This window comes from Stenotrophomonas sp. PS02301, from assembly GCF_029959485.1.
In the GTDB taxonomy this organism is placed as follows: Bacteria; Pseudomonadota; Gammaproteobacteria; order Xanthomonadales; family Xanthomonadaceae; genus Stenotrophomonas; species Stenotrophomonas maltophilia_Z.
Genome location: NZ_JASCOO010000043.1, coordinates 20,454 through 34,074 on the forward strand (window position 1 = coordinate 20,454; position 13,621 = coordinate 34,074).

General features: G+C 67.0%; 14 protein-coding genes. 5 read left to right on the plus strand and 9 right to left on the minus strand.

The features are described 5' to 3' along the window. Positions 1-49: 49 nt before the first annotated feature. Entirely contained in the window at positions 50-1,186 is a 1,137-nt protein-coding gene (locus tag QMX81_RS12000; protein ID WP_282261776.1) for a hypothetical protein, read from the plus strand. Between the two features lie 24 nt (positions 1,187-1,210). Here QMX81_RS12000 and QMX81_RS12005 read toward each other — a convergent pair whose 3' ends face one another. Then, positions 1,211-1,699, minus strand: a complete 489-nt coding sequence (locus QMX81_RS12005) for a MarR family winged helix-turn-helix transcriptional regulator (protein ID WP_088433561.1) — start codon at positions 1,697-1,699, stop codon at positions 1,211-1,213. Between the two features lie 127 nt (positions 1,700-1,826). Here QMX81_RS12005 and hppD point away from each other — a divergent pair, with 127 nt between their 5' ends. Next, on the plus strand, positions 1,827-2,942 hold the full coding sequence (hppD, locus tag QMX81_RS12010) for a 4-hydroxyphenylpyruvate dioxygenase (protein ID WP_183073719.1): 1,116 nt from the start codon (positions 1,827-1,829) through the stop codon (positions 2,940-2,942). Positions 2,943-3,048: 106 nt separating this feature from the next. Next, positions 3,049-4,350: a homogentisate 1,2-dioxygenase gene (gene hmgA, locus QMX81_RS12015; RefSeq protein WP_282261780.1), complete on the plus strand. Its 1,302-nt coding sequence runs from the start codon at positions 3,049-3,051 to the stop codon at positions 4,348-4,350. 7 nt (positions 4,351-4,357) lie between these two features. On the opposite strand, the gene QMX81_RS12020 is transcribed toward hmgA, so the two are convergent. Then, positions 4,358-4,843, minus strand: a complete 486-nt coding sequence (locus QMX81_RS12020) for a hypothetical protein (protein WP_282261798.1) — start codon at positions 4,841-4,843, stop codon at positions 4,358-4,360. Between the two features lie 130 nt (positions 4,844-4,973). On the opposite strand from QMX81_RS12020, the gene QMX81_RS12025 reads away from it, so the two are divergent. Together QMX81_RS12025 and QMX81_RS12030 are read left to right on the plus strand one after the other, a co-directional pair. Then, positions 4,974-5,582, plus strand: a complete 609-nt coding sequence (locus tag QMX81_RS12025; RefSeq protein WP_282261781.1) for a hypothetical protein — start codon at positions 4,974-4,976, stop codon at positions 5,580-5,582. Between the two features lie 100 nt (positions 5,583-5,682). Next, the gene (locus QMX81_RS12030) at positions 5,683-6,639 is read left to right on the plus strand and encodes a sodium:calcium antiporter (RefSeq protein WP_282261783.1); all 957 of its coding nucleotides are present in this window, start codon (positions 5,683-5,685) and stop codon (positions 6,637-6,639) included. Positions 6,640-6,714: 75 nt separating this feature from the next. Here the strand turns inward: QMX81_RS12030 and QMX81_RS12035 are convergent, their stop codons facing one another. The 7 genes from QMX81_RS12035 to QMX81_RS12065 form a co-directional block, all read right to left on the minus strand. After that, on the minus strand, positions 6,715-7,128 hold the full coding sequence (locus QMX81_RS12035) for a Na+/H+ antiporter subunit G (protein WP_121040642.1): 414 nt from the start codon (positions 7,126-7,128) through the stop codon (positions 6,715-6,717). Then, positions 7,125-7,409, minus strand: a complete 285-nt coding sequence (locus QMX81_RS12040) for a K+/H+ antiporter subunit F (RefSeq protein ID WP_070472350.1) — start codon at positions 7,407-7,409, stop codon at positions 7,125-7,127. The genes QMX81_RS12035 and QMX81_RS12040 overlap by 4 nt, the downstream gene beginning before the upstream one ends. After that, on the minus strand, positions 7,406-7,912 hold the full coding sequence (locus QMX81_RS12045; RefSeq protein ID WP_123729954.1) for a Na+/H+ antiporter subunit E: 507 nt from the start codon (positions 7,910-7,912) through the stop codon (positions 7,406-7,408). Before QMX81_RS12045 ends, QMX81_RS12040 begins: the two co-directional genes overlap by 4 nt. Continuing rightward, on the minus strand, positions 7,909-9,444 hold the full coding sequence (locus QMX81_RS12050; RefSeq protein ID WP_121040638.1) for a monovalent cation/H+ antiporter subunit D: 1,536 nt from the start codon (positions 9,442-9,444) through the stop codon (positions 7,909-7,911). Before QMX81_RS12050 ends, QMX81_RS12045 begins: the two co-directional genes overlap by 4 nt. Beyond that, positions 9,441-9,824, minus strand: a complete 384-nt coding sequence (locus tag QMX81_RS12055) for a Na+/H+ antiporter subunit C (RefSeq protein ID WP_019185295.1) — start codon at positions 9,822-9,824, stop codon at positions 9,441-9,443. Before QMX81_RS12055 ends, QMX81_RS12050 begins: the two co-directional genes overlap by 4 nt. Then, positions 9,824-12,652: a monovalent cation/H+ antiporter subunit A gene (locus QMX81_RS12060; RefSeq protein WP_152150905.1), complete on the minus strand. Its 2,829-nt coding sequence runs from the start codon at positions 12,650-12,652 to the stop codon at positions 9,824-9,826. Before QMX81_RS12060 ends, QMX81_RS12055 begins: the two co-directional genes overlap by 1 nt. Positions 12,653-13,011: 359 nt before the next feature. Next, complete coding sequence (locus QMX81_RS12065) at positions 13,012-13,494, minus strand: Mpo1-like protein (RefSeq protein ID WP_282261794.1); 483 nt, start codon at positions 13,492-13,494, stop codon at positions 13,012-13,014. Positions 13,495-13,621 lie beyond the last annotated feature (127 nt).

Here is a 13,621-nt window from a genome sequence, read left to right on the forward strand (position 1 = left end):
AGGACCTCATGCCGCGCTGTTCGTGGCGGACAACCGACGGAATCGACGCATGCAGCCGGGCACCAGCGACAGCACCACCGAAGTCTCTCTTGATGCGCCGGCCGGCGTGAGCCTGCCGCCGGTCGATGTGCTGCTCGATGACCACACCGCACCCGATGCGCTGGAGGCCGACACGCCGGCGCCGGGCGCGATCCGCTACCGCCTGCCGATGGTCTCCGTGCCCGACAACGTGCTGCTCAAGGCGGCCGTGCAGAAACTGGTGGAGCAGAAGGCGCAGCTGGACACGCTGGCACGCCAGGGCACGCTGCCCGGCCTGATCCCGGCCGAGTGGCAGGGCAGCGGCCTGCGCGGCGTGGACCTGCAGGGCTTCGTGCTGAGCGTGGTGCCGTTCCTGCAGAACGCCAGCAAGGACGAAACCGCCCCGGCGCGCCTGCCGCTCAAACATGTGCTGGGCGACGCCGGGCGCTGGGACCAGCTCGATGTCGCCGAACCCAAATCGCTGGCGTTCTTCCTGGCCAGCGATGACCGCGCCACCGCCGGCACGAAGGATCCGGCCGAGGTGTATCTGGTCGGCGCGCTCGGCCTGGCCTGGGCGCACGAGGGACGTACCCGCCCGGGCTTCCTGCGTGAGATGGGCTACGACAGCATGGCCGCCCGCGTGCACCTGCTGCCTTATCCGGCGGCGGCGCAGCTGGCGCTGTACAGCGTCACCGCGCATGGCATGACCCAGATCTGGTGCGTGATGGACCGCCGCAAGGTACGGCCCTTGCTGGCACCCTGGATCAGCGTGCCGCTGCTGACTGCCTACGGGGTCAACGCCCCGCAGACCTGGCCGACCAGCTTCCCGGCGGTTGACGAGGTGGCGGCGATGTTGGCTGCCGCGCGTGGTGGCAAGGGGCCGGTCGAAGCGGACCTGGGCAAGGTGGCCGCGAAGGTTGCCCAGGACGCCTCAGGCGAAGCCTGGATGCCGGTCAGCCTGCTCCAGATCGGTACGTGGTCACCGCGCTGGCGCTACTTCATGGCCACCTTCATCGGCCTGCCATCGCTGCTGCTGGTGGTCGCCGCGCTGGCTCTGCCGGGTGCGATCGAAGCGGCCGCCGTGGCCGCCTCGCTGGGGTTTGCCGGCGGTGCCATCGGCGCGCTGGCCGCGCCGTGGGTGCATGCGCGGCGCAAGCACCTGAGCTGAGCCGCAACGACCAACGGTCGCTGGCTACTCGTCCATCCGCTGCAGGCCTTCCCCGGCCAGGCGCAGGATCAGCGTCTCCAGCATCTGTTCTTCGTCCTCGCTGAGCACGGACATCAGCTTGCGGGTGATGTCGATCACCAGCGGCGCGATGGTCTCGTACACCTCGAATCCGGCCGCCGACAGCGCCAGCACCGAGCGGCGGCGGTCATCGCCATGGGTTTCACGCTTGATGAAGCCCCGTTCGAGCAGTCTGGCCACGGCGCGGCTGACCGCGACCTTGTCCATCGCGGTGCGATCGGACACCTCGCTGGCCGACGAGCCCGGATACAACGCCAGGACCGTGATCACCCGCCACTCGGGGATCGCCAGGCCATAACGGTCGCCGTACAGCTTGGCGATGTTGCCGCTGACGCGGTTGGACAGAACGCTCAGCCGGTACGGCAGGAACTGCTCCAGATCGAGCAGGGCGTGCGATGCGCGGATGCTGTGACTGCTGGGATCGGGCGGGCTCATGCTGCGGTGCACCTTGATGGTGGTTTCATGTGAAACTATAACCTACGTTCCGGACTCCGCATTCTCGCGGGTCTGCCTTCCTACCGCACCTGGTTTTTTCCGATGCGGACTGCTTTGGAGCCACAGCATGACCAGCCAAACGAGCACCGCGTCCTTCGCACCCGATCCGGGCATGCAGGTCACCACCTTCGAAAACCCGATGGGCATCGATGGTTTCGAGTTCGTCGAGTTCGCCGCCCCGGCCGGCCGTGGCGCGGAACTGCACGACTATTTCCGCAAGATGGGCTTCACCGCCGTGCTGCGCCACAAGCAGCGTGCGATCACGGTCTATCGCCAGGGCGACGTGAATTTCCTGGTCAACGAAGAGCCGGATTCGTTCGCCTCGGACTTCGCCGAGAAGCACGGCCCGTGCGCCTGCGGTTTCGCCATCCGCTTCAAGAAGCCGGGCGATGAGGTCTACCAGATGGCCCTGGGCAACGGTGCCGAAGCGATCGACTTCAAGCCCGAGACCCGCGCCGTCGCCGCCCCGATCATCAAGGGCATCGGCGACTGCATGCTGTACCTGGTCGACCGCTACGGCGCCAACGGCAGCATGTTCGATACCGATTACGCGCCGATCGAGGGTGTGGACCCGCGCCCGAAGGGCTTCGGGCTGACCTTCATCGACCACCTGACGCACAACCTGTACTTCGGCAACATGCAGCAGTGGTCGGATTACTACGAGCGCCTGTTCAACTTCCGCGAGATCCGCTACTTCGACATCAAGGGCCTCAAGACCGGCCTGGTGTCCAAGGCGATGACCGCCCCGGACGGCATCGTGCGCATCCCGCTCAACGAATCGTCCGATCCGAAGAGCCAGATCAACGAATACCTCGACGCCTACAAGGGCGAGGGCATCCAGCACATCGCCTGCTTTACCGAGAGCATCTACGACACCGTGGAGGCGATGCGCGCCCAGGGCGTGGAGTTCCTGGATACGCCGGACACGTATTTCGATGTGATCGACATGCGCGTGCCCAACCACGGTGAAGACGTGGCCCGACTGGCGAAGAACAAGATCCTGATCGATGCCGACCCGGAGACCAAACAGCGCAAACTGCTGCAGATCTTCACCACCAACTGCATCGGCCCGATCTTCTTCGAGATCATCCAGCGCAAGGGCAACGAAGGCTTCGGCGAAGGCAACTTCACCGCGCTGTTCGAAAGCATCGAGCGCGACCAGATGAAGCGCGGCGTGCTGTAAGGCACTCGGCCGCCACCCGCGCTACGCTTCAACGGTGGCATCCGCGCCCGCGCGGGTGCCATCGGCCGTATTCCCTTGCCATCCACGCCCCCGGCGGAGCAGGACCATGAACAACCCGATGTCATCGCGCGGCTATCAGACCGGTTTCGGCAACGAGTTCGCCACCGAGGCGGTGCCGGGTGCACTGCCGGTGGGGCAGAACTCCCCGCAGCGTGTCGCCCATGGTCTGTATGCCGAGCAGCTGTCCGGCACCGCGTTCACCGCGCCGCGGGGGAGCAACCGCCGCAGCTGGGTGTACCGCATCCGCCCCGCGGTGACCCACGGCGAGTTCACCCCCTTTTTCCAGCCCCACCTGCACGGCGACGTCGCGCAGGGCGCGGTCTCGCCCAACCAGTTGCGCTGGGATCCGTTGCCGCTGCCCAGCACGCCCACGGATTTCATCGAGGGGCTGTACACGATGGGGGGCAACGGTTCGCCCGACGCCCACCATGGCGTGGGCATCCACCTGTATGCCGCCAACCGCGACATGCAGGGCCGCTATTTCTACAACGCCGATGGCGAGCTGCTGATCGTCCCGCAGCTGGGCCGCCTGCGCCTGCTCACCGAAATGGGCGTGATCGAGATCGAACCGCAGAAGATCGCGGTGATTCCACGCGGTGTGCGCTTCCGTGTCGAACTGCCCGACGGCGACGCACGCGGCTACGTCTGTGAGAACTTCGGCGCGCTGCTGAAGCTGCCCGACCTGGGCCCGATCGGGTCCAACGGCCTGGCCAATCCGCGTGACTTCGAAACGCCGCATGCCGCGTTCGAGAACATCGACGGCGCGTTCGAACTGATTGCCAAATTCCAGGGCCAGCTGTGGCGCGCGGATATCGATCATTCGCCGCTGGACGTGGTCGCCTGGCACGGCAACTACGCGCCGTACCGCTACGATCTGCGCCGCTTCAACACGATCGGCTCGATCAGCCACGATCATCCCGATCCCTCGATCTTCCTCGTGCTGCATTCGCCCAGCGACACGCCGGGCACCAGCAACATGGACTTCGCGATCTTCCCGCCGCGCTGGCTGGTCGCGCAGAACACGTTCCGCCCGCCGTGGTTCCACCGCAACATCGCCAGCGAATTCATGGGCCTGATCCACGGTGCCTACGATGCGAAGGCCGAAGGCTTCGTGCCCGGCGGTGCCTCGCTGCACAACTGCATGAGCGGGCATGGCCCGGATGCGGCGACCTTCGAGAAGGCCTCCGCGGCCGACCTGAGCAGGCCGGACGTGATCAAGGACACCATGGCCTTCATGTTTGAAACCCGCGGCGTGATCCGCCCCACCGCACAGGCGATGGACGCGGCGCATCGCCAGCGCGGGTACCAGCACTGCTGGCAGGGATTGAAGGCGAATTTCTCGGGCTGACGCAGGCTCAAACCAGCGCGATCTGGAAGCGCTCGGCATGCTCCTTCGGCAGCACCTCCAGCAACCGCTGCCGGACCCGCTCGGCATAGCCGGTGGAGGTCAGGCCTGGCAGCGCGTCCAAGGCGGTCTGCAGCGCCGCCATGACCGCGTCGTCGCTGCGGGCCTGCTGCAGGGTGTGGAACAGCGCTGCTGCCTGCGGATGACGCTGCAGTTCCAGGATGTCCAGCAGATAGATGCGGGCGGCCACCAGCGAGCGGCGGCGTTCGGTCACGGGCACCGGCACCGCGGTCGGTGTCACCGCACTCAACACCAGATACCCGCTCTGGATCAGCTGGATCACCATCGCCGGGGTTTCCGGGCCCACCAGCTGGCCGAGCTGCACCACGTCGCGCTGGCCGTCGCACAGGATCAACAGCCGGCGCTGGCGCATGTCCAAGGGCGCGCGGTGGGCCTGCAAAGCGGTGCGGGCGAGGTCGGTCTTCTGCGGTTGCATGGGGGCGGGGTCGATGCGGTGCAGGCCGAGCCTGAACGCGGCAGGTGAAACGCGGATGACAGCGACACTGTGCATGTCGCCCACACAGCGCTCGCGCTAGGCTGCGCCCATTCACCGGGAGGATGCAGGCATGAGACAGCTGGGAAGCGTGATGGCAGTGGGGATGGTGCTGGCCTTGGCCGCGTGCGAGCGCACGCCGGAGACGCCGTCGGCCGATGCCGAGGCGGCCGTGCCTGCACCGGCGGCGGACACCGCGCCGGCAGCGCCCGCCACGGCGGCACCAGGCACGGATACGCAGGGTCCGGCACGCCTGGATGGCTACGGCCCGGTGGCGCTGGGCAGCACCTTGGACGAGGTCCGGGCGGCCTGGAAGACACCCCTGCAGGGCGACGTCGCTGACGACTACTGCCATGCGCTGCGGCCGGAAGGCGCGCAGGCCGAGGACGTGATCTTCATGATCGAAGGCAAGCGTCTGGTCCGGTACGACGTGCGCAACGACCGCATCGTCGCCCCCGGTGGCGGCAAGGTCGGCATGTCGCTCGGCCAGCTGCAGACGCTGTACCCGGATCGCGGCGACCTGACCCCGCACAAGTACGACGAGCAGGGCCACAACCTGCGCGTGCGCCCGGCGACCGAGGGCGGCGCGCTGGTCAACTTCGAGATCAACGGCGATGGCAATGTGACCGCCTGGCGGGTCGGCAAGACCCCGCAGGTCGATTACGTGGAAGGCTGCTCCTGAGCCATCGGCACCGCGCCGGCCACAGGGCCGGGGCGGGCCTTCACTGTTTGGCGTGGGCTGGCCCTAGAATCGGCTCACATCTGTCACCGGGGAGCACCAGATGATCGCTGCCACTGTTTGGTTCGTGCTGGGCCTGGTGCTGTTGGCACTGGGCGGCGACTCCATCGTCCGGGCCGCCTCGGGTCTGGCCCAGCGCTTCGGCGCGTCGCCGTTCGTGGCCGGGTTGCTGCTGGTGGCCTTCGGCACCTCGCTGCCGGAGCTGGTGGTCAACGCCCGTGCCTTCGTGGTCGGCGCGGAAGAACTCGCGCTGGGCAATGCGGTGGGCAGCAACATCGTCAACCTCGGCCTGACCCTGGGCCTGGCGGCGCTCGCTGCGCCGCTGCTGGTCCGTGCGCGGCTGCTCTCGCCCTTGCTGGTGTGTCTTGCCGCCGCCAGTGCGCTGCTGATCCTGTTCGGCCTGGATGGCGTGATCGCGCGCTGGGAAGGGGCCGTGCTGCTGCTCGCCTTTGTCGGCCTGCTGGTGTTCCTGCTGCGCCGCGCGCGGCTGGAAGTGGAGCCGGTGCGTGAGGGCATCGCCGGCTACGCCATGACCCGCACGGGACTGTTCCTCAACCTCCTGCGGCTGCTGTTCGCGGCGGTGTGCCTGTATTTCGGCGCGCGCTGGATCGTGCAGGCCGCGCCGGTGTTTGGCGCCGGCCTGGGCTGGTCACCGTTGCTGGTCGGCCTGCTGCCGGTGGCGATCGGCACGGCCTTGCCCGAAGTGGCTGCGGCGATCGCGGCGGCACGCCGTGGCCAGGGCGACATGGTGCTGGGCCACGTGATCGGCTCGAGCCTGTTCAACCTGCTGGTGGTGGTCGGCGGCATGGCCGCATTGCGCCCGCTGGCGCTGCCCGGATCGTTCGTGAAACTGGAGCTGCCGGCGGCGATCGCCTTCGTGCTGGTGCTCTACCCGATGCTGCGCGGTGACCTGACCATCAGCCGGCGCGAAGGCGCGGTGCTGGTGGTGGCGTTCCTGGGGTGGGTGGCACTGGAACTGGCGCTGGTCTGGGGCGGCTGAACGTTGCACTACGTAGCGCCGGCCGTGGGTCGGCTGCCCTCCGGCACGATGCCTGCAGCCGACCAGCGGTCGGCTCTACTGGCTGTCCCGGGAAACGGGGGCCTTGGCACCCTCGGTGTCGCCCGGATGGCGCGGCTCCGGCGGCGGCAACTGTTCTTCCTTGGCGGTCTTGTGGCCCGGCAGGTCCGGCCGGGTTTCCATCAGCAGCGACAACGCGGCCTTGGCCATCATGTGCGCACTGATCGGTGCGGTGATGAACAGGAACACGGTGATCAGCAGCTCGCGCGGCTGCGGGTCTTCGCCGAGGAAGATGTGATAACAGACCGAGCCGACCAGCACGCAGCCCACGCCCAGCGTGCTGGCCTTGGTCGGTGCGTGCAGGCGCTTGAAGAAGGTGGAGAGCTTCACCAGGCCGAGCGCGCCGACCAGGATGAAGAAGCAGCCGAACAGCAGCAGGATCGACAGCACGATCTGGATGAAGGTGATCATTCGACGATGTCCCGGCGCAGCACGAACTTGCTCAGCACCACCGTGCTGCCGAAGCCGAGCATGGCGATGATCAGCGCCGCTTCGAAGTACACCGCCGAGTTGAGGTACATGCCGAACAACATGAGTTCAGCGATGGCCGTCACCGACAAGGTGTCCAGCGCAAGGATGCGATCGGGCACGGTGGGGCCGCGCAGCAGGCGCCAGGTGGCCAGCAGCATGGCCAGGCCGACCACGTGCATGCACACCACCATCGTGGTCTGGATGAACATGTATCCGGTCATGGGAAAATCTCCATCAGCGGGGCTTCGTAGCGGGATTTGATCTGCCGGATCAGTTCATCCGGATCATCCAGATGCAGCACGTGCACCAACAGATACCTGCGGTCATCGGACAACGCGGCCGAGACCGTGCCCGGGGTCAACGTGATCATGCTGGTGAGCGCGGCGATGCCGTGGATGTTGGCGATATCCAGCGGCAGCCAGATGAAACCGGGGTGGATGCGGCGCTCCGGCCCCAGCACCTGGATCGCCACCCGGATGTTGGAGATCAGGATGTCCCACAGGGTCACGAACAACAGTTTGGGGAGGGGCTTGAGCGAGCCGATCCGCGCGAACTCGCGGTCCAGCCGGGCGGCGAACAGCGGCACCACCACGCCCAGGATCATGCCAAGCACGAACTGGCCCAGGGTGAAGCTGTCGGACATCAACAGCCAGAACGCCACGACCATCACGCTGAGCGAGGGCGAGGGCAGAATGCGCTTGTACAGGGAAGGCTTGCGCGTCATGGCTGGCGGATCTCCGGCGTGGTGGCGCGCAGTTCACCCACATAGTCCTGGGGCTGCAGCAACTGGGTGGCCATCGCATCGGTGTGCTGCATCAGCGGGCCGGCGAACACGCTCATCGCGATGCCATAGCTGAGCAGCAGCGCGGCGGCGAACAATTCCACGGTGCGCGTCGGCGCCTTGCGCGGCTTGGGTGCGCCTTCTTCGACCACCGGCACGCGCCAGAACAGGCGGATGCCGCCACGGGTCAGGCCGACGATGACCATCAGGCTGCTGCCCAGCACCGCGGCCCACACCGCCCAGGTGTACTGCGCCGGCATGCCGGCCAGCAGCGCAGCCTTGGCCAGGAAGCCGGACAACGGCGGCAGGCCCGCCACCGACACCGCACCGATCAGGAACAGCACCGCCGGCGTTTCCTTGCCCGGCATCGGCGCGATGACTTCCTTGCGATCGCTGGCACCGCCGCGGCGGCGGCGGATCAGATCGGCAATGAGGAACAGCGCGGCGGCCACGAAGGTGCTGTGCGGCAGGTAGTAGAGGCCGGCCGAGAGCACTTCGGGCGTACGCACCGAGAACGCGATGAACAGCGTCGCCGCCGAGACCACCACCAGGTAGGAGATCAGCACGCGCAGGCGTGCCGCAGCGAGCACGCCCAGGCCGCCCAGCACGAGGGTGGCCACACCGGCCCAGAGCAGCCATTCGCTGCCGTAGCCGGCCATCGGGCCGGCACCCTCGCCGAACCACAGGGTGCTGACCCGCAGCACCGCGTACAGGCCGACCTTGGTCATGATCGCGAACAGCGCCGCCACCGCGGCCGGCGCACGCGCATACGCTTCGGGCAGCCACAGATACAGCGGCATAAGCGCGGCCTTGCTGCAGAACACCAGCAGCAACAGCCCCATGGTCGCCTTGACCAGGGTCAGGTGCGAGGCCGGCACTTCAGCGATGCGCTGCGACAGTTCGGCCATGTTGAGCGAGCCCAGCGAGGCGTACAGCAGGCCGAGTGCGATCAGGAACAGGGTGGAGGCGGTGACGTTGAACACCACGTAGTGCAGGCCGATGCGCATGCGCAGGCCGCGCCCGCCGCTGAGCAGCAGGCCATAGGAGGCGATCAGCATCACCTCGAAGAACACGAACAGATTGAAGATATCGCCGGTCAGGAACGCGCCGTTGAGGCCGACCAGCTGGAACTGGAACAAGGCATGGAAGTGCGGCGCGCGGCGGTCCCAGCCCGAGCAGGCGTGCAGCAGGCAAGGGATGGCCAGCAGCAGTGTGGTCACCAGCATCCATGCCGAGAGGCGGTCGGCCACCAGCGCGATGCCCAGCCGCGAGGGCCAGTCACCCAGCAGGTACACCGCGATGCTGCCGTCAGCGGTCTGCGCGAACAGCAGCGCGACGGCTGCGGCGAGCGCGGTCAGCGTGGTCCACGCCACCGTGCGCTGCACCTTCGGCCCGTAGCGGCGATGCTCGACGAACAGGGAGCAGGCCGCGCCGAACAGCGGAATCAGGATGGGCAGGATCACCGCATGGTTCATGCGCCGCCCTCCCGGCCCGGCGCGGTATCGGCGGGAAGCTCTTCTTCTTCGTGCGCGTCTACGTGGTCGCTGTGGTTGTCGCTGCGGCTGCGCATCGCCAGCACGATGCTGACCGCCGTCATCGCGAACGCGATCACGATGGCGGTCAGCACCAGCGCCTGCGGCAGCGGATCGGTGTAGTTGCCCAGATCGCTGTCGATGCCCTCACGCAGCACCGGCGCCTTGCCCTGCACCAGCCGGCCGCCGGCAAAGATCAGCAGGTTGGTCGCATACGACAGGAAGGTCATGCCGAGGATCACATCGAAGCTGCGCGCGCGCAGCAACAGGTAGATGCCGATCGCGCTCAGCACGCCGATGGCGCTTGCCAGAGCCAGTTCCATCAGTGCATCTCCCCGGTTTTTGCCGAACGGCGGTTGGGATCGATTTCGCCTTTACGGGCATTGCGGGTGCGCGAGGGCTTGATCGTGCCCATCATCGAGAGCATCAGCATCACGCCACCAAATACCACCAGGTACACGCCGGTATCGAAGCCGATCGCGCTGGCCAGCGGTACCTCGCCGATCAGCGGAATGTGCAGGTCCAGATGGCCGCTGGTCAGGAACGGCACGCCGAACAGCATCGACGCGCAGCCACTGAGGATGGCGATCAGCAGGCCGGCACCGATGCAGCGGATGTAATCGAAGCCGAAGCGCGATTCCACCGAGGTGGTGCCCTGGATGACGTACTGGATCAGCAGCGGCACGGCCAGCACCAGGCCGGCGATGAAGCCGCCGCCGGGCGCGTTGTGGCCGCGCAGGAACAGGAAGATCGAGACGGTCAGGGTGAGCGGGAACATGATCTGGGCCAGATCGGCCGGTACGGGCAGCTTGATCGGCGGGCCGGGCATGATCTGTTCCGGCGCCATCCGCGAGCGGCGCAGCATGGCGTGCACCACCAGCGCGGCGATGCCGAACACGGTGATTTCACCGAAGGTATCAAAGCCACGGAAGTCGACCAGGATCACGTTGACCACGTTCTGCCCATAGGCTTCCGGCAGCGCGCGCGCCAGCAGTTCGCCGGCCATGGTGTTGGGCGGCAACGTCATGGCGGTGTAGGCCATCGCGGCCAGGCCGCCACCGGCGACGATCGCGATCACCGCATCGCGCCGCTTGCGCCAGACCGACTTCTCCGGTGGCGACTGGATCGGCAGGTAGTTCATGCCCAGCAGCATCAGCACCAGGGTGACCATCTCCACCAGCAGCTGGGTCAGGGCCAGATCCGGCGCGGAGAGGAACACGAAGGTCAGCGACACCATCAGGCCGACGCCGCCGACGACCAGCACCGCCAGCAGGCGCTGCCGGTAGACAAACAGTGCGCCCAGCGCGCAGGCCATCATCACCAGCCACAGGGCCCAGCCCAACAGCGGGATCGGCTGCGGCGAGGGCCAGTTGGGCGAGGCCGGATTGGCCACGAACGGTGCCACGGCGACGATGATCGCCACCACCACCAGCGCCATCAGCATGCGCTGCAGGCTGCCGTTGGCCAGGCCCTGGGTGAGGCGGTGGGCGAAGCCGAACACCAGGTCCAGCTGCTTGTGGAAAATATTGCGGCCGATGCTGCGACTGACCACCGCATGCAGGTTGATCAGGCGGCGCAGGCCGAAGTACAGCGCGATACCGCCGATCACGCCGGCGATGCTCATCATCAACGGGGTGTTGAAGCCGTGCCAGACCGAGAGGCTGTAGGCCGGCATTGCCGCGCCCAGGATCGAGGAGGCGGCCGCATGCAGCACCGGGGCGATGGTGATCGCCGGGGCGACGCCGACGGCCACGCAGACCACGACCAGGATCTCCACGGGCACCTTCATGAAGCGCGGCGGCTCATGTGGGACGCGGTCCAGATCGTGTGGGCCGTTGCCGAAGAAGGTGTCGTGCACGAAGCGCAGACTGTAGGCCACGCCGAACACGCCGGCCAGCAGCGCGGCGATCGACATCACCACGCGCATGGTTTCCGGGCCGCCCGCGGTCAGCGCTTCGGCGAACAGCATTTCCTTGGACAGGAAGCCGTTGAGCAGCGGAATACCGGCCATCGCCAGCGAGGCGATGATCGCCAGCGCGCTGGTGATCGGCATCAACCGCCGCAACCCGCCCAGCTTGCGCATGTCACGGGTGCCGGTTTCATGGTCGATGATGCCGGCGGCCATGAACAGCGAGGCCTTGAAGGTGGCGTGGTTGAGGATGTGGAACACGCCGGCCACCACCGCCATCGGCGTGGACAGGCCGAACAGCATGGTGATCAGGCCCAGATGGGAGATCGTCGAATAGGCCAGCAGGCCTTTGAGGTCATGCTGGAAGATCGCGTTCCAGGCGCCGATCAGCAGGGTGATCGCCCCGATGCCGCTGACCGTATAGAAGAACAGATCGGTCCCGGCCAGCGCCGGGTGCAACCGCGCCAGAAGGAACACGCCGGCTTTGACCATCGTCGCCGAATGCAGGTAGGCCGAGACGGGCGTCGGCGCGGCCATCGCGTGCGGCAGCCAGAAGTGGAACGGGAACTGGGCGCTCTTGGTGAAGATGCCGGCCAGGACCAGGAACAGGGCATACGGGTACAGCGAACTGGCGCGGATCAGATCGCCGGCGGCGAGCACCGCATCCAGCTCGAAGCTGCCCACGATGCGGCCGATCAGCAGCACGCCGCCGAGCAGCGCCAGACCGCCGCCGCCGGTGACCACCAGGGCCATCCGGGCGCCCTCGCGAGCATCCTGGCGGTGCGACCAGAAGCCGATCAGCAGGAACGAGCTGATGCTGGTCATTTCCCAGAACACCATCAACAGCAACAGGTTGCCCGAGAGCACCATGCCCAGCATGGCGCCCATGAACAGCAGCAGGTAGCAGTAGAAGCGGTGGGCGCTGTCGCGGGCACTGAGGTAGTAGTGGGCGTACATCACCACCAATGCGCCGATCGCCAGCACCATCCCGGCGAACATCCAGGCCAGGCCATCCAGGCGCAGCGAGAAGGCTAGGCCGATCTGCGGTATCCACTCCCCGTAGCTGCGGACGATCCCGCCGTCCATGATGGCCGGGGTCATCGTCGCCAACAGCGCCAGTCCTCCCAGCGGAGCGGCCGCGGCTACCCAGGCGGCCGTGGAGCGGGAGGTGCGGCGGAATGAAGCGACGGCCACTGCCATCAGGAAGGGCAGGGCGAGCAGCAGGAGCAGACTAGGATTCATGCAGGGAATGCGGGATTCACGAGCAGGTCGTTCAGTCTAACAGGCAGGCAATTGCTGCCGATACACCCGAATACGCCCTCAATTGCATGTAACGTGCGCTGATTCATTTTTTCAGGGCGGCGCGCGGTCCCATTCGGGCGCGTCGGCGGCCGTATGGAGACCCGCTGGCGACTTTGCCGACTGTGGCCTCCCGGCGCCCGTCGAAACGGGTCTGGAACCAGTCGTCGCAGGGCCTGCGGGACCGCGTGGATGTGCACGAAGATGAACGGTGACCGTCGCTCGAAAGGTCACTGGGCACGATGCTGGACGGTCCGGCGTGGACTGCTGGTGAGCGTCCTCGCTCGTTCAGGAAAAAGCGGTCAGTAGCGCCAACCCATCCGGCGGTAGAGCTTGGCCAGCACCCACAGCGGGCCGATCAGCAGGTAGACCAGATCGGTCAGGAAGCTCGGCTTGCGGCCTTCATGCTTGTGGCCGATGAACTGCGCGACCCAAGCCACGGCGAAGACGCCCAGGGCCAGCCAGAACAGGTTCACCAGCCCGATTTCGGCTTCCAGCAGCCGGCAGACGCAGCCGCTGACGAAGAAGAACGCCAGCATGCCGTAGCCCAGCGTGCGCGACAGGCGGTTGTAGAAGCACCAGGCGGCGAACATCGCCAGGCCGGCCCAGATTCCGTTCTGGAACCAGGTGATCAGCGGCGGCAGGCACCACAGCAGGGCAATCACCGACCATGCGATCGCCGGGACGGCCACGACGTGGATGCGCTGGTTCAGCGCATTGCGGTGGTCGTCGGAATAACTGGTGAAATAGCGGTCGATCGGGCGTGCGACGGTCGTGGTGGCCATGTTCCCTCCCAGAATCTGCAGAGCATACCGCCGGTAGAGCCGACCGTTGGTCGGCTGCCTTCCATCGGCTGCCCGACATGGCCGCGGCATCGGAGACCGCGTTCCCCGGCGCAGGGCCGGGGAACGC